Consider the following 20,190-nt stretch of genomic DNA (forward strand, 5'->3'; position numbering starts at 1 on the left):
GGCAACAAAGTTAACGATTGCTGTTGACTTTGCCATCGATGATTATCAGGCTGTGAGAGCGCTCTCTCGGACTCGTCCTGGCCGTCAGGACGGGCCAGGCCGATGTCAGGAGGTTCCGGTTGAACAAGAGCTTGTCGATGCTAGGCCGCCTCAGGGTGGCTCTCGGCGCCGCTGCGGCGGTCCTTATCACCGCTGTTCCGATGGTCACCGTCATGCCGCAGCCGGCCGACGCGGTGGGGCCTGATGTCCTACCCGTCACCGTCACGAACAACTCCGGCCGCGGCGAGGCCGTGTTCCTCTACATCCTGGGGCAGGATATCCGCCCCGGCGGCCGGCTCGGCTACGTCAATGCCGCCGGACAGTTCTCGGCCTGGCCCGCTGGTGGCCTGCCACCGACCCCCGCGCCGGACGTCGCGATCTCGGGCCCAGGCAATGGAGGCAGCGTCACCGTACGCGTCCCGCGGTTCATCTCGGGCCGGATCTATTTCTCCTTCGGCCGGAAGTTGGACCTCCGTCTCAGCCCCGACGGGCTTGTCCAACCCGCTCCGTGGGCCGGCGGTGACCCGAACCGGGACATCCTGTTCGACTGGTCCGAGTTCACCTACAACGACTCGGGTCTGTGGCTGAACAGTTCCCAGGTGGACATGTTCGCCGTCCCGCACGGCGTGAGCGTCACCGGTGCCGACGGACAGACGATCCGCACCGGCGACCCGGTCGCCAACGGCCGGGAGAACGTGATCAACCAGATCCGGGCCAACGGCGACTTCGCCCGTTCCGTGTACACCCGCTCCGACGGCACCGTCCTGCGGGTCCTCGCACCCGGCAAGGCGATGGACGCCGGCCTGATGAGCCCGAATTACCTGGACGGATACATCACCTCGGCGTGGAACGCCTACACGGGCCGAACCCTCACCGTCGTGCCCCGGGTCAACGAGCCGAACCGGCGGTTCTTCGGCCGGACCAACGGCAACACCATGGTCTTCACCGACTCTGCCGGCGCTCAGGTCGCCACGGTGGCCAAGCCCAGCACGGCCAACGTCTGGGGCTGCGACGGAGTGTTCAACGCCCCGAACACGCCACCGTTCATCGAGCCGGAGATAAAGCGGACGCTGTGCACGGCGCTGAACCGAGGCACCCTGGGCACCTCGTCGCAGGAGCCGGTGCTGGATGCGAACCAGTTCTACCGCAACAGCTCGCCCAACCACTACTCGCGGATCGTCCACGCGAACATGGCCGACGGCAAGGCGTACGGCTTCGCCTACGACGACGTCGGTGGCTTCGAGTCGCTGGTGCACCACGGTGACCCCCGCTCGGCGGCGATCATCCTCTCGCCGTTCACCGGCGGCAACCCGCCGCCCACCACGCCGCCCCCGGCCACCGACTCCAGCCGGATCGTCAGCAACTGGCACAACAAGTGCATCGACGTACCGAACTGGAACTTCAACGATGGTCAACGCCTGATCGTCTGGAACTGCACCGACGGCACGAACCAGCGCTGGGAGTTTGTCGGCGGCACGTTGCGTACCCAGAACAACAAGTGCATGGACGTGGCCTGGGGTTCCACTGCTGACGGCGCTGCTATCCAGATCGCCACCTGTTCGGGCAACCCCGCGCAGCAGTTCGTGCTCAGCGGCGCCGGTGATCTGGTCAATCCGCAGGCCAACAAGTGCGTCGACATCAAGGACTGGGACCCGAACAACGACGCGGTCCTGCAGTTGTGGACCTGCAACGGCGGCGCCAACCAGAAGTGGCGACGCGGCTGACCAACCCCCGAACCACGTCCCACCCGCCGCTGCCGGCATCCGTCCCCCCGAACGGATGCCCGGACGGCTCGAGCACCCACGCTGAACCCCACCATGCAATAGAGGACACCCCCGTGAACCAGACCACATGGCGCTCCGCCGCCGTCGCCGTCATCGCCGGCGCGACACTCGCCGTACCGTCCCAGGGCGCCGCCGCCGCGCCGCCGTCCGACCCGATCTCCCCGCCGCACGACTCCGCAGTGTCCATGACCGAGGCGATGCGCCGAGACCTCCATCTGTCCGACGCTCAGGTCCAGGTCCGCCTCCGGATGGAGGCCGCCGCGACACCGACCGCCGAACGTCTCCGTAGCGCGCTGGGCCAGCGGTATGCCGGCGCCTGGGTCGACGGCACCGAACTGCTTGTGGGCGTCACCCGGGCCGCGGATGCCGCCGCGGTACGGGCCGCCGGCGCGACACCGAGGGTCGTGACCCGCTCCGAGCGACAGCTGAATGCCACCAAGTCGGCGTTGGACTCGGTGGCGGCCGGCGCCGCGGACGCGGTGCGCACCTGGTACGTCGACCCGGTCACCAACACGGTTGTCGTCGCAGCCACGTCCCGATCCGCCGGTCTCGCGTTCGTCCGGGGCAGTACTGCCGACCCGGACGAGGTGACCGTCCGGGTCACCACCGAAACGCCACGGCCGGTCTTCGACATCCGGGGCGGCGACCAGTACGCCATCGGTGCCGGAACGCTGTGCTCGGTCGGCTTTGCGGTCGCCGGCGGCTTCGTCACCGCCGGTCACTGCGGTGGGGCGGGAGCGCCCACCCGCGGCTTCAACAACGTCGATCAGGGCACCGTCGCCGAGTCGGTGTTCCCCGGCAACGACTACGGCTGGGTTCGTACCAACGGCTCCTGGGCCTCCCAGCCGTGGGTGAACAACTACGCCGGCGGCAACGTGTTGGTCGCCGGCTCTGGTGAGGCCGTCCAAGGCAGCTCGGTCTGCCGCTCGGGACGCACCACCGGCTGGCGGTGCGGCACCATCACCGCCAAGAACGTCACCGTCAACTACGCCCAGGGTGCGGTCGTGGGCCTGGTGCGCAGCAGCGCCTGCGCGCAGCCCGGCGACTCCGGAGGCGCGGTCATCTCAGGCAACCAGGCGCAAGGCGTCACCTCCGGGACCACCGGCAACTGCGACGCCGGAGGCAACTTCTTCTACCAGCCAATCACACCGATCCTTCAGCGCTACGGGCTGTCCCTGACCACCACCGCTGGCGACTCCAGCCGGATCGTCAGCAACTGGCACAACAAGTGCATCGACGTACCGAACTGGAACTTCAACGATGGTCAACGCCTGATCGTCTGGAACTGCACCGACGGCACGAACCAGCGCTGGGAGTTTGTCGGCGGCACGTTGCGTACCCAGAACAACAAGTGCATGGACGTGGCCTGGGGTTCCACTGCCGACGGCGCTGCCATCCAGATCGCCACCTGTTCGGGCAACCCCGCGCAGCAGTTCGTGCTCAGCGGCGCCGGTGATCTGGTCAATCCGCAGGCCAACAAGTGCGTCGACATCAAGGACTGGGACCCGAACAACGACGCGGTCCTGCAGTTGTGGACCTGCAACGGCGGCGCCAACCAGAAGTGGCGACGCGGCTGACCAACCCCGCAGGGGGCGGGTGCCCGGAGGAGCACGTACCCGGGCGCCCGTCTCCAGCGTCCTACGCTCGGCGAATTGTGACGGGGTGAAGTCCGCGACAAGTTGGGGGAGTTCGCGCCAAGCGAACTCGCGTAGGGGGTTAGACGTCGTCCCGCTGGCTGCTCGACGCTCCCGCCAGGCCAGGGTGATCATTCGACAGCGCGGCATGTCCGCCGCGACCGCGAGGGCCGGGCGTGGCGGGAGACTGTCGGCATGTCCTCGACCATGCTCGTGGTTGGCCCGAAGCTCGGTGTCGCGCTGGTTGTCCTGACCCTTGTAGCGGCGGTCGTCGTGACCTTCGGAAAGCTGGGTCACGGTCGGCAGGTGATGGTCGCCGCCGTCCGTGCCGCGATCCAACTGGGTGCCGTGTCGCTGCTGATCGCGGGCATCGCGGTGTCGCTGTGGGCCACAGCTGCGTTTGTTGTCCTTATGTGTGCGGTGGCGGCGGGCACGTCCGGTCGGCGTGTCACGGGCGGCGGTCGGGGGTGGTGGGCCGGCGCGCCGATCGTGGTGGGAAGCATGGCTGTGGTGGCGGGGCTGCTGTCGGCGGGCCTGGTGCCGATGCGCGGCATCGCGATCATCCCGGTCGCGGGGATCCTGATCGGCGGGGCGATGACCGCGACGTCGCTGGCCGGGCGGCGCGCGCTCGACGAGCTGACCAGCAGGCGCGGTGAGGTGGAGGCCGGCCTGGCCCTGGGCTTGCTGCCCCGCGACGCGGTGCTGCTGGTGTGCCGTCCGGCGGCGGGACAGGCGTTGGTCCCGGCGCTTGACCAGACCCGGACGGTTGGCCTGGTGACCCTGCCCGGCGCCTTCGTCGGTGTGCTGCTCGGCGGAGCGAGCCCGCTCGCCGCCGGAGTGACGCAGTTGGTCGTCCTCGTCGGGCTCCTCGCCGTAGAGGCCGTCGCCGTCGTCCTCACCGTCGAACTGGTGGCCCGCAGCCGTCTCCAACCCGCCACGCCGAAACCCCAGCCGAGCCGTCGCTGACGTGTGGGCATATGTGCCGTGGGTGTACTGGGCTCGTGGTCGCGGCGGCGTCCTCACGGTCCTGGCTGAGCCCGATCTTGGCCTTTTGGGTCGCCTATATCCTGACTCGGCCGCCTCCGCCCCTTCGCGCGCGATGATCGGAGGTGACGCGGACCCGGCCGGGCCCGCCGGGGACTACGGGCGCGGGAAGGAACGAGCGGCGTGCGCGTGCTGGTCGTCGAGGACGAGACCGCCCTGGCGGAGGTGATCCGCGCCGGCCTGACCGACGAGGGATTCACCGTCGATGTGCAGCACAACGGGATTGACGGGCTGTGGGCAGCCACCGAGAACCCGTACGACGCGGTGGTGCTCGACATCATGCTGCCCGGCCTCAACGGCTACGAGGTGTGCCGCCAGTTGCGCTCGCGGGACGTGTGGACGCCGGTGCTGATGTTGACCGCCAAGGACGGCGAGTACGACCAGGCCGACGCGTTCGACCTCGGCGCCGACGACTATTTGATCAAGCCGTTCTCGTTCGTGGTGCTGGTGGCCCGCCTGCGGGCACTGATCCGCCGGGGCGCCCCGGCCCGACCGGTGATCCTGACCGCCGGTGACCTGGCAGTGGACCCGGCCCGGCGGCAGGTCACCCGCGCTGGGCAACCGATCCGGGTGACCGCCCGGGAGTTCGCGCTGCTGGAGTTCCTCATGCGTCATCGTGGCGACGTGGTGTCCAAGCGGCAGATCATCGACAACGTCTGGGACGCCCACTTCGACGGGGACCCCAACATCGTCGAGGTGTATGTCGGCTACCTGCGCCGCAAGATCGACCATCCGTTTGGCAGGCGGGCCATCCAGACGGAACGGGGCATGGGATACCGGCTGGCCGCCGACGGCGGATGACAGTGCCCCAAGTGGCGCAGTCGCACCACCCTGGCGGTCTCTCAGCGCCTTCTCAGCCCCGAGGACCCTAGGCTGCGGATATGGCCACGATGCTCACCTCGTTGCGGGCCCCGGCCCGGTGGGCAGGCCGCCGCCTGGGCGTGCGGCTGAGTTCGGCGCTGGCCGCCACCATGGTGGTGGCGGTGGTCTTCGGGATTGGCGCGGCCGTCTTCGTCTACCTGGCCCGGGCCAACCTGGTCCGCAACGTGGACGCGGCCGCCCGGCAGCGCGCCGCCGAGGTGGCCACGGCGGTAGCTGGCGGTGACTCCGGTGCCATCGCCCAGACGCTGAAGCCCCGTCCGGGGGAGCAGAGTCTGGTGCAGGTGCTGGCGCCGTCGGGTGTGGTGCAGGCGGCGTCGCCGACGCTCGACGGTGCCGTGCCACTGTCCCGGCTGCGTCCCGCTGCCGGCCAGACGCTGCGGGAACAGCGGACGCTGCCCTTCGCGGACGATGACGCCTATCGGGTGGTCGCGATTGGTGTCGGCACCAGCTCGGGCACCCGGACGGTGCTGGTGGCCCAGTCGTTGCGACCAGTCCACGAGAGCACCGAGGTGATCGCCGCGATCCTGGTCATCGGGTTGCCGGCGATGTTGCTGCTGATCGGCGCGGCCGTGTTCCTGTTCGTTGGCCGGTCGCTGCGTCCGGTGGAGGCGATTCGCCGTCGGGTAGCGGGCATCACCGCCCGAGATCTGCACGCCCGGGTGCCGGTGCCCCAAGCGCACGACGAGGTGGCGGCACTCGCGCAGACGATGAACAGCATGCTCGACCGACTGCAGACGGCGGCGACCAGTCAACGGCGGTTCATCGCCGACGCCAGCCACGAACTGCGCAGCCCGCTGGCAACCCTGCAGGCCGGCCTCGACCGCCTTACGATGACGCCCCTGCCTGGCGCGAACGACGACCTGGTCCGACTGATGCGCCGAGAGTCGCAGCGACTGGGCAGGCTGGTCGCCGACCTGCTGCTCCTCGCCCGTATCGACGAACACGGGCTCACCCTGCGCCGTGAGGACGTCGACCTCGACGACCTGGCCTACACCGAGCGAGAGCACCTCTCCGCCCGCCGACCGGACCTGACCGTCCGAACCCAGCTCACCGCGGTGCGGGTGACCGGCGACGCCCACGACCTCGGGCGGGCGCTGCGCAACCTCGCTGACAACGCCGCTCACCACGCACGCCACGAGGTGCTCCTACGGGTCGGGGCCGAGGACGGGTGGGGATGCCTGGAGGTCACCGACGATGGGCCGGGCGTGCCGGTCGCCCAGCGGGAACGGATCTTCGAACGGTTCGTCCGGCTCGATGAGAGCAGGGCCCGCGCCGACGGCGGAAGTGGTCTGGGCCTGCCGATCACCCGGGAGATCGTTGCGGCGCACGGCGGGACCGTGCGGGTGCTGCCTGGCCCCGGAATGACGATCCAGATCCGTCTGCCGCTGACCGGCGACAGCGAACCGGGCGACTGACCCCCAGGGCGTGTGCGACTGCCGGTGTCCTCGCCTTTCAGGGTCCTCTCAGTCGCGAACAGATTGGCTGGGCCCAGCCGGTCGACGGGAGCCGGGTCGGCGACGGGATCGGACGCCCGATGAACTATCACCTGTTTCACCTCATCAACGCAGCTGCCGGACATCATGATCCGCTCGACGACGTGCTGGAGTGGTGCGCTGTCTGGCTGATCTACCCCCTCGGCGCCGTGGCGACGGTCGCGCTGCTGCTCGGCCTGAGATCGCGTGGTTGGCCGCTACTCGTCCGCGTCGGGGCGTCGCTGGCCTTGGCGTTCGCCGCCGGTCAGGTAGTCGCACGTGCCAGCAATGAGGCCCGCCCGTTTCAGACGCATCCCGTGCATCAGCTGATCCCACACGACCCAGGAGGGTCGCTGCCCAGCGACCACGCCACGGCGGCTTTCGCGGTGGCCTTCGCCGTCGGGGTGTTCCTGTCCTGGCGCTGGGGGCTACTGCTCTCGGTGCTGGCCGCTGTCATCGGCTTCGCCCGAGTCTGGGCGGGCGTGCACTATCCAGCCGACATCCTCGCCGGTGCGGTCATCGGCGGGGGAGCTGTCCTGATCATCGCGCTTGCCGCACGCGTCCTCGGTTGGCGCGCCCACCAACACCGTCCACGGGCCGCGGCCAGCAATTTCTGAGCACTTTTGCCCGCCCGCACCGCCCGATTAAGCACCACACCCCTCGGAGGTTATTTCGTGTCAACGTCCCTCGCTTCGGCGGCTGCGGGGCCCAGCTTCCTCGACCCGGAGTGGTTGATCTCCACCTTCGGGCTGATCGGCATCCTCGCGATCGTGTTCGCCGAGTCAGGGCTGCTGATCGGGTTCTTCCTGCCGGGTGACTCGCTGCTGTTCACCGCCGGGCTTCTCGTCGCCGACGGCCACTACCTGCACCAACCGCTCTGGCTGCTCTGCCTGCTGGTGGCCGTGGCCGCGATCGCCGGGGATCAGGTGGGGTACCTGTTCGGCAGGCGAGTCGGCCCGAGCCTGTTCCGCCGACCCAACTCCCGCCTGTTCAAGCAGGAGAACGTGCACCGGGCCAACGACTTCTTCGACCGCCATGGAGCCCGGTCCGTGGTGCTGGCCCGGTTCGTGCCGATTGTGCGGACGTTCACCCCAGTTGTCGCCGGAGTCAGCCACATGCGCTACCGGACGTTCCTCGCCTACAACATCATCGGCGGGGCGCTCTGGGGCGTCGGCGTAACCGTCCTGGGCTACTTCCTCGGCCAGGTCGCGTTCGTCAAGGCCAACATCGAGATCATCCTGATCGGCATCGTCGTGGTCTCCGTCCTGCCGATCGGAATCCAGCTCCTCCGATCCCGCTGGAGCACCGCCCGGACCTCCGCCCGCTCGTCGTAGGGGTTGTTACAGGCTGATCGGCGTGCAGGACCAAGCGTGGTCGACGATGTCCTCGGCTGTCCGGGAGCGGCCGGCGGGCCAGAAGATCATGTCGCTGATGTGCAGACATCCCGTCCGGCGCGTAAGGCCGTCCAGGCAGGACCGCTGAGGGGATCAGGCAGCGGCCGGCAACACATCCCGGGCGCGGTGATCAGATGAGGGCCGTGACGCCCTCGTATTCCGCCACCGGGGCGGCGCCGACATGCTCGTACTCGAGCAGCAGTAGGCCGTTCGCCGTTGCCTCGTGGCGAACGAGTCGCAGGCCGACGGGTGCGCTCGGGTGGTCAAGCAGCCGCCGCCCGGAACCGGTCACGGTGGGGGCGACGACGAGTCGGAGTGTGTCGACGAGGCCGGCCGACAACAGGGCCTTGCCGAGTCGTGCGCTCCCGTGGATCTGAAGTTCTCGTCCTGGTTGCGCCTTGAGTTTCCCGACGGTGTGGATCGGGTCGCCGTGGAGCAGCGTCGTCGGGTGCCAGCTACCTTCCGTGCGGGTGTTGGTCACGACGTACTTCGGTAGTGAGTTCATCCGTTCGGTGAACGGGTCGTTCGGGTCGGTGATCTGCGGCCAGTCGCGGGCGAAGGCCTCGTAGGTCCGCCGCCCCAGTAGCAGACCGTCAGCGAGAGCTAGCCAGTCAGAGGTGCGCTGGACGAAGAGCTTGTCCAGGTAAGGCACGAGCCAGCCGCCCTGGGTGAAGCCCTCGCTTGTATCTTCGGTGGGCGAGCCGGGACCCTGGCTGACCCCATCAAGGGTTACGAACTCGGTAAGGGTGATCTTCATCGTGCATCCTCGCCTTCGACGACCCCGGCCAGTTGCTTGGTGACCGAGCCCCAGCCGTCGAAGAAGCCGAGTTCCTCGTGACGGGCGCGAGCGGCGGGATCACCATGACGGACGATGACCCGGTAGTCCGTGCCGTCCGGATGATCGCTCAGGGTGATCTCGGCGGTCATGGGGACCGGGGTCGGGTTCGTGGGCCGCCAGGCGCTGTCAATCGCGTTCGTGAGCACAATCCGCTCCAGTTCCTCGACGACGAGGAAGGTTGCGTCAAGGTGCGGGACGAATTTCACCCCGTCATCGCTGAGTCGGGTCACGAGCGCGCCACCGGGCCGGACGTCCAGGCGGTCGACGCGGCACAGGGTCGGAGCCGGGAGCCACCACTTCTCGAAGCGGGACGGATCCGTCCACGCGCGCCAAACTGCGGCGCGGGAGGCGCGGATGACCCGCTTCACGGTCAGGTCCAGATCCGGATTCACTGTTGGTTCTCCTCGGGGTCGGTGACGAGGCGTTCGAGGCGATCGGTGCGCGCTTCCCAGATTCGGCGCTGCTCCCCGAGCCAGTCGTCGACGAGGGCGAGGCACTCGCGGTTGAGCGCGCAGGTGCGTACCCGGCCGGACTTGGTCGTGCGGATCAGCCCGTTGGATTCGAGCGTCCGTACGTGCTTCATGAACGAGGGAAGGGTCATCGGGAACTCGCGGGCGAGATCGCCGACGCTCGTCGGGCCGTGGCCGAGGCGCCGGATGACCCCGCGCCGGGTCGGGTCGGCAAGGGCGACGAACACGCCGTCGAGCTGCGCCGAATACTGTGCCATGCGGCTAAGTATAGCCCGCAGCGATACTTAGCGCAAGAGCAAAGTGTTGAAGCGCCCCCGGAGTGCCACACGGTCAGATCGGTCAGCGGCGCACCCGATAGCGCAGGTGAAGCACCCGGTTGCCGTGAATCACCACGTCAGGATCCTCCAACAGGTGCTGCGCGTGGACCGACCCGAAGTAGCGCTTGCCGGACCCGAACACGACGGGTACGACGTCCGTGCGCACCTCGTCGATCAGGCCCGCGGCAAGCACCTGGCCACCGACGTCGCCAGCGGCGACCTCGACCACTCGGTCACCCGCAAGCTCCTGTGCCTTGGCCATGGCTGCCTCGACGCCGTCGACGAAGTGGAACGGCGCCTCGGGATCCCAGCCCTCGGGCGCCGGCCGGTGCGTCACGACGACCACGTGGTCGATCCCGCCCGGAGGCTTCCCGTCCCAGCCGTCCGTCATGTCGAAGACGTGGCGGCCGACGACTGTCACCCCGATCTGGTCCCAGTACGGCCGGGTGTAGTCGTAGGACGTCTGCGACACCTTGAGCCCGCCGCCCTCGTCCAACGGGACGTCACCGCTGGTCAACCAGTCGAACAGCGGCCCGGGCTGGTCATTCTCGTCCGCGATGAAGCCATCCACGGACACCGAGCTGTACATGACCACTGTGCCCACGGGGCTCTCCTCTACTTCGGGGTGCCCTCAAGTTAGCGCGCCGTGAGCTGTCGCTCTTGTAGGAAATCAATCGGCCGGCAGTGGCCAGCCGTCCATCGCGTGGCCGGGATGTTCGCGCAGGAACCGCCGCCGGACTTCGAGGTACCGGGTCGGAGTGAGCCCGGTGAACGCCCGGAACTCGTGGCCGAAGTGGGCCTGGTCGAAGTAGCCCGCAGCACCGGCGAGCTCGCCCCAGTCGATCGGTCCGGCGGGGTTGATCGCGAACACGGTGGCGGTGAAGCGGTGGGTGCGGGCCAGCCGCTTCGGCGTGACGCCGATGAGCTCCTTGAACCGCTGCGCCAGATGGGTGCTGCTGACACCGGCTGCGACACTCAGGTCGCCGATCGCCACCGCCCCGCTGGTCGCCGCGATGACGCTGCTCGTGTGGCGGACCAGCCCCAGGCCGGCGGTCTCGCACAGCCGTCGCATCAGCTCCTCCTCGAGCAGCGTCAGCATCTCGTGGGGTCCGTCCGCCGTGGCCAGCCGGTCTCGCAGCTCGGCGACGGCGGGCCGGCCCCAGACCTGCTCCAGCGTCACCGGCCGGTCACACAGCTCGGCCGCGGGCATCGGCAGGAACGGCGCCAGCCCCCACGGCTTGACGTGCACGCCGACGGACCGGGTCCGGAGTGGATAGCCGAACTCGAACGCGCGGGTGGGCGTGGTGACCACGCAGCCGTCGGCGTACTCAGCCGTCTCGATGTCTGTGCCGGCGCGGATGCGGAACGGCGGTCCGAGATTGACGATGAGCAACGCCGCCGGCATCGGCGGCAGCGTCAGCCGGGCGTACGGCGGCGTACCCTCCAGGTAGTAAAGGTCGTCGATCAGCCCGTCGAGCGGCGGTCGCGGCACTCTGGACACGTACTCCACGCTCACAGCATCGCCGACGCCCCGCCGGCATCACGCGCCGGCATGGCGGTCGAGCGCGTCAAATTTCTCCACCTTGCGCCCATCCGTCTCTAGGGCGGCCTCGAATGCCTCATGACAGCAGCAATGACGTACAAGCATCTGAGGAGTTCGTATGAAGCGGCGCCTGTTTGCCACGGTTGGCGTAATCGCGGTGCTGGCCCTGTCCGCCTGCGGCGGTACCGACAGGCACCCACAAGACGTTGCAGGGCGGCGAGCTCGTGGTGACCGGCAGCGGCTCGTCGTTCACCGTCAATGGCACCTCGATGGTGGTCTGCGGGAATGTCTCGACGGCCAACGCCACCGTGTACATCGTTGACACCGTTCTGATGCCCAAGAGCTGATGGCGTCGACCGACATCGAGCCCCGGCCGGCGAACCGCCGGCCGGGGCCGTCCCTCAGCATGACCGCCGTTCGCGGCCTCGTCGTCGGCGTGTTGACCGCCGGGGTGGCCCTCGCCGTGGCTCATCTCCTCGCGGCGCTGGTCGATCCAGCCGCCGACCCGGTGCTGGCAGTCGGTGGCGTCGCTATCGACCTGGCACCGCAGAGCGTCAAGGCATTCGCCATCCGCACCTTCGGCGCCAACGACAAGATCGCTCTCCTTGTCGGCGTCTACGCCCTGCTCGCCCTGACCGCGGTTCTGCTCGGCGCGGCGGCGCTACGACGACGCCGCTACGGTCTGGCTGGCCTCGCCGTGTTCGCTGCTGTCGGTGTCGCCGCCATCCTGTCCCGCCCGGGGGCGACGTCGTCGGACGTCCTGCCGGTCCTGGCGGGCGTCGGCATCGGGATGGCGGCGATGCTGGTGTTGGTGCGCGCCGCTCGGACGGTCAGGGTCACCGCGTCGAGCCGGCCGCGGCTGCTCAACCGCCGTCAATTCCTGGCCACGGCGACGGGGGCAGCGCTGACCGCCGGCGTCGCGGCCGCGATCGGCCAGGCTGTCGGTCGCGGCAGCGCGGTGGGTGCCCGTTCCCGCGCCGGCGTTCGGATTCCGCCGCCAGTGCGACCGGCGCCGCCGCTACCCGGCGGTGTCTCGTTGGCGTGGACGGGGCCTCGGCGTTCGTCACCCCCAACCGGGACTTTTACCGGGTCGACACCGCTCTCACCGTCCCGCAGGTCGACCTTGAAACCTGGCGGTTGACTCTCGACGGAGCGGTCGATCGCCCTCGTACCTGGAGATTCGAGGATCTTCTCGCCCGTGGCCTCGTGGAGCGTGACATCACGCTCAACTGTGTCTCGAACGAGGTCGGTGGTCCCTACATCGACACAGCCCGCTGGACCGGCGTTCCCCTCGCACCGCTGCTACGCGAAGCGGGCGTACGCCCCGGGCAGAACCAGCTCGTCAGCCGCTCGGTGGAGGGCATGACCATCGGCACCCCGATCGAGGCGATCCTCGACGGGCGCGACGCGCTCCTGGCCGTGGCCATGAACGGCGAACCCCTGCCCCTGGAACACGGCTTCCCCGTCCGCATGCTCGTGCCCGGCCTCTACGGTTACGTCGGCGCCTGCAAATGGCTCACCTCGATGAAGGTGACCACCTTTGACGCGTTCGACCCCTACTGGGTCCAACGCGGGTGGGCAGCCGACGCACCCGTCAAGACCGCATCTCGCATCGACACTCCGAAACCCTTCGCCCAACGTCGCGTCGGACCCGTCATGATCGCCGGTGTCGCCTGGGCGCAACGGCGCGGGATCACCGCCGTCGAGGTGCAGATCGACGACGGGCCGTGGCGGCAGGCCCGCCTCGCCGACGGCCCATCGCCGGACCTGTGGCGGCAGTGGACCTACCGCTGGGACGCCACCCCTGGCAGCCACACGCTGCGGGTACGGGCCACCGATGCCACCGGTGCGACCCAGACCGACCAGCGGGCCGCGCCCTTCCCCGACGGCGCGACCGGCTGGCACAGCACCACCGTCACCATCACCTGACCTCCCGGGCCGAAAAGAACCCCGTCCGGCACCAATCCGGCGACCACCACGCCACGAATCCCTCCTGACCGCACGTGAGTATCAACGCCGTACCCAGGCGGAGACGGAGATCTGTTGTGAGACTGTCCCGAGCCCTGCTCGCCCTACCAGCGGCCGTGCTGGTCCTCGCGTTCCCGGGCGTCGCGCAGGCCGACGAGAGCGTGCAGGTCCAGCTGCAGGACCTCAACGAGACCGGTGCCACCGGTACCGCGACGTTGACCGCGACGAGTGGCGGCGACCTGAAGGTCATGATCCGGTCGAAGGGCATGACGCCGAACTCGCCGCACGCCCAGCACGTGCACGGCGCGGCCAACGGTATGGACTTCCACTGCCCGGACAAGTCCGCCGACACCAACGGCAACGGCTTCGTCAGCACGGAGGAGGGCCTGAAGATGTACGGGGACATCTTCATCTCGCTGACCACCACCGGGGACACGACCAAGGCCAGCGGTTTGGCGGTGGACCGGATGCCGAAGGCCGACGCGCAGGGCAACCTCAGCTACGAGCGCACCATCCCCGCTGCCGACCTGCCCAAGGGCACCATCGAGCACCTCAAGGACCTGCACCTCGTGCAACACGGCATCGACGCCAACAAGAACGGTAAGTACGACATGGAAGCTCTCGGGGAGTCGACGTTCGCCAAGTCCATCGGCGTCAACGGCATCCCCGCCGAGGCCACCGACCCCGCGACGTGCGGCATGGTCAGCGGCGCCGCCGCCGGGTCCGTACCCGCCGGGGGTGTCGCCACCGGCGATGGCAGCACCTCCGGTGGATCGCCGATGATGATGTACACCGTGGGTGGCCTCGCGCTGCTCGGCGCCGCGGGTGCGGTCGTCGCGCGACGCCGGCTCGCCGGCGAGCGCTGAGCCGGAATCGTTCGTGATGGACAACGGCGACGCACCAGTGCCGGCCGGACGCCGCCGGGGGCGCTTCGCGCTCCTGGCGGTGGCCGGCATCCTCACCGGAACGGCGGCCGTGTCGATCGGCTTCGCGGTTACCGACCGGGCTGGGAAGCCACCTCGGCCCGACGCCTCCGCTGCCGCCCCAGCCGCGACGGCGTCGCCCGCTCGGGCGACCAAGCCGGGTGAATTGACCTCGGGACCACTGATGGCCAGTTCGCCCCCAACGCGGGTGTCGATCCCGTCGCTGAAGGCCACCGCCGCGATTGTCGCCCTCGGCCTGCGGGCGGATGGGGCGATGGAGGTCCCGGACAGCGCCACCGACGTGGGCTGGTTCACCAAGGCACCGACGCCAGGGGCCCTCGGTCCGGCCGTGCTGGCCGGGCACGTCAACTGGAAGGGCCGTCGTGGAACGTTCTTCGATCTGGGCAAGCTGTCCGTCGGCGCCGGGATAACGGTCAACCGTCAGGACGGCAGTACCGCGATGTTCACCGTCAGCAAGGTCGAGCAGTATCCCAAGGACGACTTTCCCACCGATGAGGTGTACGGGGCTACCGACCATTCGGCGCTACGTCTGATCACCTGCGGCGGCGCGTTCGACGACGCCACTCAGCACTACCGCGACAATGTCATCGTTTACGCGCGCCTCGCTCACGCTCATGTCGCCTAGCACCCGAGTACGCGGCGGCACCCGGAACGGCCGCCAGCACAGGAGAGGACATGCCGAGAATGAGCGGTGACCCGGAACAGGCGCGGCGGCTACGTTCGGTGCTGCCGGACACCCCGACGCCACCGAGCGCCGACGAGCTGCTGACTCGGGTGGCACGGGGCGACGAGGCGGCGTTCGCGGCGCTGTACGACACGATGGCGGGCCGGGTCCTCGGGCTGACCCGCCGCGTCGTGCGCGACCCGGCGCAGGCCGAGGAGGTGACGCAGGAGGTGATGGTCGAGGTGTGGCGCACCGCTGGCCGCTTCGAGGCCGGTCGTGGCTCAGCCTCAGCCTGGATTCTGACCATGGCGCACCGCCGGGCGGTGGATCGAGTGCGTTCCGAGCAGGCCCACACCAACCGCACCCTGCAGGTCGCCGCGGCCGAGACGCATGTCCCCTATGACGAGGTTGTCGAGGACGTCACCGCCCGGTTGGAGCGGGAACAGGTTCGCCGGTGCCTGGGTCGGCTGACGCCGGTCCAACGGGAGGCGGTGGCCCTGGCCTACTACGGCGGCCACACCTACCGGGAGGTCGCCGAAAAGCTGAAGACACCGCTGCCGACGGTGAAGACGCGGATGCGCGACGGACTGATCCGGATGCGCGACTGCCTGGGAATCGAAATGGAGGGACGGGCATGAGCGCCGACATCCACACCCTCGCCGGCGCGTACGCCCTGAACGCGGTCGACGACCTCGAGAGGGCGGCGTTCGAGCGGCACCTGGCGGACTGCGAGTCGTGCCGCCTGGAGGTGACCGAATTACGGGAGACGGTTGCACGGCTCGCCGACGACACCGTCGTCGAGGCCACACCCCCGGGGTTACGGGAGCGCACCCTCACCCAGGCGGCGCGCACCCCGCAGTTGCGCTCGGCTGCCGCAGGAGACAGCGCCAGACGGCAGGTAAGCAGGTGGCGACGGATCACCGTGGCTGCCGCCGCGGCCGTCCTCGTGGCCGGCGGCGCGAGCGCGGTCACCTGGACCGTGAGCAACGATCGGATCAGCGACGAGCAGGCCAGCAGCGACCAGGCTCGGCAGATCGCCGCCGTCCTGGACGCCCCGGACGCCCGGGTGTTCGAGCGGTCGCTGCAGCCCGGCGGCTCCGCGACCGTGGTGGTCTCCCGCGACCGAGACCGAGGGGTGGTGCTGCTGCGCGACCTGCCGGAACCCGGCCCCGGGCGGATCTACGAGCTCTGGCTCATCCGCGGCAGCGAACCCCGCAAGGTGGGGCGACTAGCCGAGGGTGCCAGGGCGTCGACCACGGTCATCGGCCCGGTCGCCGAGGCGGCAACCTTCGGCGTTTCCAACGAGCCCGCGGGCGGCTCCGTCGCCCCCACGCGAATCGTGGGTACGGTCGAGCTGAGCTGAGCTGAGCACGGGCCGGCTGCGGTCACACCGTCAGCCGGTCCAGCCGGTCCGCACCGACGGCCGATGTGCTTCCCGCTCATCCACCCATCCGAGCGGTGGACCGCTCCGAATCACCAGCATGGATGACGAGCTGCTCGCCGGCCGGTACCGCAGGCTCCTGCCGATCGAGGACGCTGCCACTCCGGGACGGGTCTGGCTGGCCCGCGACGAGGTGCTCGACCGAGACGTCGCGCTCAAGCAGATCGCCGTGCCGGGATGGGCGAGCGACGCGGAACGGTCCCGGTTGCACGAGCGGACGCTGGCCGAGGTTCGTGGACTGGCCGGGCTGGACCACCCGAGCGTGATGGGGATGTGGGACGTGCTGAGCGCCGACGGGCACCTGTGGCTTGTCATGGAGTACGTGCCCTCCCGGTCCCTGCCCGAGGTGGTTGCCGCCGACGGCCCGCTGCCGCCGGCCGAGGTGGCGCGGGTCGGGCTGCACCTGCTCGCCGCACTGAACGCCGCACACGAGATGGGTGTGGTGCATCGGGAGCTCTGTCCGCAGAACGTGCTACTCGGCGACGACGGGCGCGTCATGCTCGGCGGGTTCGGCCTGTCGATCTTCGACAGCCACAGCCCGGCGACCGTCAGTGCGGCGAACCTGTCGAGGAACCAGTACGTCGCGCCGGAGCGCGCTCGCGATGGCAGGGCCACCCCCGCCTCGGACCTGTGGGCTCTCGGCGCGACGCTCTACCTGGCCGCGGAGGGCCGCCCACCGTGGACCCGGCCCTCGACCCTGGCCACACTCGCCGCTCTGGCCACCGAGGCGCCCGACCGGATGAGCGTCCTGCCACTCGAACCGGCGATCACTGGACTCCTGCTGCGCAATCCCCGTCAGCGTCTGTCCGCGTACGAGGCCCGCGCCCTGCTGGAGCAGGTGGCCGAGGCGACCGTACCGATCGAGCCCGTGCCGGTGCCCCGGGCGCGCCGCCGGTGGCGGATGTCCACCCGACCGCCGCGGCGGTCGCGGACCACCACGCCGCCGGTGCCGATCGCCGAGGACGCGATCGACACCACGGTCATCACAGCGAGGGCGTCGAACACCCGCGACCGGACGACCGGCTGGGCGTTCGCTGGCGCAGTGTTGGGACTGTTGACGGTCGTGGCCATCATTGTCACGGCAGCCGGTGCCGTGCTCGGCGGCCTGCGCGGCCAGGACGGCGTGCCGGCCGTCGACCCGGGCGGTGCGGCGGCCGGCGCGATGGAGTCGACCAGTGCGGAAGTGCCCGCCCACCTCTGCCTGGACGATGACGCCTCCAGCGAAGCCGAGCCTCTGCGGGAACCCACCGCACCGCTCCCGTACGCGCTGCCCGACGGATGGGCTTGGCACCAGGACCCGGCCCGCTTCCTGGTGGCAGTTCCGCACGGATGGACCCGGCACACCGAGGGCGAAACTGTCTGCTTCCGCGACCCCGCCGAGGTGCGAGCCATCGCTGTCGACCTCACCGCCGAAGCTTCCCCCACATCCTCGAAGCAGTGGGCCGCCGCAGAGCGCGAGGCGGTGAAGACCGGGGCGCTTTCCGGCTACCAGAAGATCAGCATCGGGCCGGTCATCCGCGTGGGTGGCGCCGCGGAGTGGGAGTACACCTGCGACCAGGCCGGCGGTGTGCGGCTGCACGTCCGGCGGCTGCTGGTCAATGACAGCAGGACCCGTGCCCACAGCCTGTCCTGGATGACCCAGGACAGCCAGTGGACCGCGACGGAGCCTCTGCAACGACTGGCCCTCGCAAGCTTCCGCCTCGACTGACCCGTGTGCCCGAACGTGGTCACCTCCATCGCAGCCAGTTCCAGTTGCGTTCGCGGCGGGCCGCCGAATGCCGCGCATGGCCGACGCCCCGCTCCACGGTCACCCGCCCGTAGGCGGTGGCGGATCGGCGCTGCCAGGCCGGCAACCCGGAAGCCACCGTCGGGCGGCTGACGCAGGCCCGTTCGGCGGTTGTTTGTCGATGTTCGCCGCCCGCCACCGGACCGGATGGCACCCTGGGCCCGTGGACTGGGCAGCGAGCCAGGGGAAGGTGGCATCAGGATCACGGTGAACGGCAACTGATGCGTACCGCGTTGATCGTGTTGGCCGCGCTGGCGGCGGCCGTGGTCGTGGACCTGGTCTCCGGCGTGCTGGCTCGCCGGGTTGCCCGTGGCCGCTACAAGTGGCTGCTGGAGCCGCTGCGGCTCGCCTGCCGCCGCCCGGCGGCCGCGGTCCTGCTGGTCTGGGTGGTGTACTACGCGCTGCCGCCCGGACTGACCGGGTGGCAGCGTTATCTGCGGCACGCCATCCTGCTGACCCTGATCGCCGTCGGTGCGTGGCTGGTGGTCAGGGTGTTGCAGGTGGCCGAGGCGGTCGTGTTCAGTCGACTGCCGAATGATGTGACCAGGAGCCGGCGGGCCCGGCGGGCCCGGACCCAGATCCGTCCGGTGCGGCGGCTCACGGTGGTCGTCGTCACGATCGTTGCGATCGGCCTGATCCTGATCACCTTCCGGCCGGTACGCCTCTTCGGCGTCTCCATTCTGACCTCGGCCGGGGTGGTCGGCGCGGTGATCGGCCTCTCCGCCCGAACCGCGCTCGCCAATGCGTTCGCCGGCATCCAGGTCGCCTTCGCCGACGGGCTGCACGTCGGCGACGTGTTGGTGGTGGAAGGCGAATGGGGCCGGGTCGAGGAGGTGAAGCTGACCAACGTGGTGATCCGGCTCTGGGACGAACGGATACTCATCCTGCCGACCACGTACTTCACCGAGCGGCCGTTTCAGAACTGGACCCGCAACGAGTCGCGGGTGATCGGCAAGATCCAGATCCATGTCGACCACACCGCGGACCTTAACGACCTGCGCCGGGAGGTACGCCGACTGGTCGAGTCCGCACCGCTGTGGGATCGCAGCCAGTGGGTGCTCCAGATGGTCGACGCCACCGCGCAGACCGTGATCATCCAGGTGCAGGCCTCAGCTGCGGACGGCGCCAGCGCCTGGGACCTGAGCTGCGACCTACGCGAGGGACTGATCCGCTATCTGCGTGACCAGCACCCCCAGTGGTTGCCCCGCACCCGCAACCAGTACCAGCCGTGACCGGCGGGTCTCTTTCGGCCCCGCCGTTGCGCTGGGTCAGCCGCCGGGCAGCGCTCGGGGCCGGGCTGATCCTCCCGGCCCTGAGCCCCATCGAGTCAGGCTGTCGACATCTGGCGGACGTGTTTGCCCTCGGCGAACTCCTCGACCATTTTCGAGCAGAAGGCTGGGAGGTCGCTGGGGTTGCGGCTGGTGACCAGGCCGTTGTCGACCTGCACCTGTTGGTCCACCCAGTTTCCGCCAGCGTTGCGGATGTCGGTGCGCAGGCTGGGGAACGAGGTGACGGTCCGACCGTTGACCATTCCGGTCTCGACCAGCGACCAGGGGCCGTGGCAGATCGCCGCCACCGGCTTATTCTGCTGAAAGAACGCTCGGACGAAGTCCATCGCCTGCGGGTTCATCCGGAGCCGGTCGGGGTTGACAGTCCCGCCTGGCAGCAACAGGGCGTCATAGTCGGCCGCATCGGCCTCGTTCACGGTCCGGTCCACGTGATATCGGTTGGCCGGATTGATGTCCTGGTTCATCGACTGGATCTCGCCGGATTGCAACGAGATCAGGTGGACCTCGGCTCCGGCCTGCTCTGCGGCGGCCCGGGACTGGGTGTATTCCACGTCCTCCACCCCGTCAGCGGCGAGGCAAGCAACTCGCTTGCCGGTCAGTGGCTGCTGGCTCTGCGCCATTCTGCTGCCTCCCCTTCGCGGCGCCACCCCGTCGGCGGCGCATCGCTCACTCCCGGGTCGC

At 69.4% G+C, this 20,190-nt stretch carries 20 protein-coding genes and 1 pseudogene; 15 read left to right on the forward strand and 6 right to left on the reverse strand.

Translation table 11 applies throughout. The features are described from left to right. Positions 1–212: 212 nt before the first annotated feature. The 7 genes from ABZT87_RS24415 (at position 213) to ABZT87_RS24445 (ending at position 8,189) form a co-directional block, all read left to right on the forward strand. On the forward strand, positions 213–1,763 hold the full coding sequence (locus ABZT87_RS24415) for a beta-1,3-glucanase family protein (RefSeq protein WP_355138340.1): 1,551 nt from the start codon (positions 213–215) through the stop codon (positions 1,761–1,763). A gap of 113 nt (positions 1,764–1,876) precedes the next feature. Then, positions 1,877–3,400: a ricin-type beta-trefoil lectin domain protein gene (locus ABZT87_RS24420; RefSeq protein WP_355138342.1), complete on the forward strand. Its 1,524-nt coding sequence runs from the start codon at positions 1,877–1,879 to the stop codon at positions 3,398–3,400. A 252-nt stretch (positions 3,401–3,652) separates the two neighbouring features. Continuing rightward, on the forward strand, positions 3,653–4,423 hold the full coding sequence (locus tag ABZT87_RS24425; RefSeq protein ID WP_355138344.1) for an ABC transporter permease: 771 nt from the start codon (positions 3,653–3,655) through the stop codon (positions 4,421–4,423). 201 nt (positions 4,424–4,624) lie between these two features. Further along, complete coding sequence (locus ABZT87_RS24430) at positions 4,625–5,302, forward strand: response regulator transcription factor (RefSeq protein WP_354857778.1); 678 nt, start codon at positions 4,625–4,627, stop codon at positions 5,300–5,302. 80 nt (positions 5,303–5,382) lie between these two features. Then, positions 5,383–6,798: a HAMP domain-containing sensor histidine kinase gene (locus ABZT87_RS24435; RefSeq protein WP_355138346.1), complete on the forward strand. Its 1,416-nt coding sequence runs from the start codon at positions 5,383–5,385 to the stop codon at positions 6,796–6,798. Positions 6,799–6,917: 119 nt separating this feature from the next. Beyond that, positions 6,918–7,472, forward strand: a complete 555-nt coding sequence (locus ABZT87_RS24440) for a phosphatase PAP2 family protein (protein WP_355138348.1) — start codon at positions 6,918–6,920, stop codon at positions 7,470–7,472. A 57-nt stretch (positions 7,473–7,529) separates the two neighbouring features. Then, entirely contained in the window at positions 7,530–8,189 is a 660-nt protein-coding gene (locus ABZT87_RS24445) for a VTT domain-containing protein (protein WP_355138350.1), read from the forward strand. A gap of 190 nt (positions 8,190–8,379) precedes the next feature. On the opposite strand, the gene ABZT87_RS24450 is transcribed toward ABZT87_RS24445, so the two are convergent. The 5 genes from ABZT87_RS24450 to ABZT87_RS24470 form a co-directional block, all read right to left on the reverse strand. Beyond that, positions 8,380–9,006 (reverse strand): dihydrofolate reductase family protein, encoded by a 627-nt coding sequence (locus tag ABZT87_RS24450; RefSeq protein WP_355138352.1) that lies wholly within the window; start codon positions 9,004–9,006, stop codon positions 8,380–8,382. Next, positions 9,003–9,479 (reverse strand): SRPBCC domain-containing protein, encoded by a 477-nt coding sequence (locus ABZT87_RS24455; RefSeq protein ID WP_355138354.1) that lies wholly within the window; start codon positions 9,477–9,479, stop codon positions 9,003–9,005. The genes ABZT87_RS24450 and ABZT87_RS24455 overlap by 4 nt, the downstream gene beginning before the upstream one ends. Further along, on the reverse strand, positions 9,476–9,814 hold the full coding sequence (locus tag ABZT87_RS24460; protein ID WP_355066595.1) for a metalloregulator ArsR/SmtB family transcription factor: 339 nt from the start codon (positions 9,812–9,814) through the stop codon (positions 9,476–9,478). Before ABZT87_RS24460 ends, ABZT87_RS24455 begins: the two co-directional genes overlap by 4 nt. Positions 9,815–9,896: 82 nt before the next feature. Next, entirely contained in the window at positions 9,897–10,478 is a 582-nt protein-coding gene (locus ABZT87_RS24465; protein WP_355138356.1) for a dihydrofolate reductase family protein, read from the reverse strand. 66 nt (positions 10,479–10,544) lie between these two features. Continuing rightward, entirely contained in the window at positions 10,545–11,375 is an 831-nt protein-coding gene (locus tag ABZT87_RS24470; RefSeq protein WP_355066593.1) for a helix-turn-helix domain-containing protein, read from the reverse strand. Positions 11,376–11,644: 269 nt separating this feature from the next. Here ABZT87_RS24470 and ABZT87_RS24475 point away from each other — a divergent pair, with 269 nt between their 5' ends. From ABZT87_RS24475 to ABZT87_RS24510, 8 genes and pseudogenes are all read left to right on the forward strand, one after another. Next, a complete protein-coding gene (locus ABZT87_RS24475; RefSeq protein WP_355138740.1) occupies positions 11,645–11,764 on the forward strand; it encodes a fasciclin domain-containing protein in 120 nt (39 codons plus the stop codon). 59 nt (positions 11,765–11,823) lie between these two features. After that, positions 11,824–13,346: pseudogene (locus ABZT87_RS24480) on the forward strand (molybdopterin-dependent oxidoreductase). A gap of 116 nt (positions 13,347–13,462) precedes the next feature. Beyond that, positions 13,463–14,251: a hypothetical protein gene (locus ABZT87_RS24485; RefSeq protein ID WP_354857757.1), complete on the forward strand. Its 789-nt coding sequence runs from the start codon at positions 13,463–13,465 to the stop codon at positions 14,249–14,251. A gap of 16 nt (positions 14,252–14,267) precedes the next feature. Beyond that, positions 14,268–14,954 (forward strand): class F sortase, encoded by a 687-nt coding sequence (locus ABZT87_RS24490; protein ID WP_355138358.1) that lies wholly within the window; start codon positions 14,268–14,270, stop codon positions 14,952–14,954. Between the two features lie 59 nt (positions 14,955–15,013). Beyond that, positions 15,014–15,631: an ECF RNA polymerase sigma factor SigK gene (gene sigK, locus ABZT87_RS24495; protein ID WP_355138742.1), complete on the forward strand. Its 618-nt coding sequence runs from the start codon at positions 15,014–15,016 to the stop codon at positions 15,629–15,631. Next, a complete protein-coding gene (locus tag ABZT87_RS24500) occupies positions 15,628–16,356 on the forward strand; it encodes an anti-sigma factor (RefSeq protein WP_355066588.1) in 729 nt (242 codons plus the stop codon). Before sigK ends, ABZT87_RS24500 begins: the two co-directional genes overlap by 4 nt. Before the next feature lie 118 nt (positions 16,357–16,474). After that, positions 16,475–18,142, forward strand: coding sequence for a serine/threonine-protein kinase (locus tag ABZT87_RS24505; RefSeq protein WP_355138360.1), 1,668 nt, complete (start codon positions 16,475–16,477; stop codon positions 18,140–18,142). Positions 18,143–18,441: 299 nt separating this feature from the next. Then, positions 18,442–19,452: a mechanosensitive ion channel domain-containing protein gene (locus ABZT87_RS24510; protein ID WP_354857747.1), complete on the forward strand. Its 1,011-nt coding sequence runs from the start codon at positions 18,442–18,444 to the stop codon at positions 19,450–19,452. A gap of 95 nt (positions 19,453–19,547) precedes the next feature. On the opposite strand, the gene ABZT87_RS24515 is transcribed toward ABZT87_RS24510, so the two are convergent. Further along, a complete protein-coding gene (locus ABZT87_RS24515; RefSeq protein WP_354857744.1) occupies positions 19,548–20,129 on the reverse strand; it encodes a type 1 glutamine amidotransferase domain-containing protein in 582 nt (193 codons plus the stop codon). Positions 20,130–20,190 lie beyond the last annotated feature (61 nt).

It is taken from the genome of Micromonospora sp. NPDC005237, assembly GCF_040607775.1.
GTDB lineage: Bacteria > Actinomycetota > Actinomycetes > Mycobacteriales > Micromonosporaceae > Micromonospora.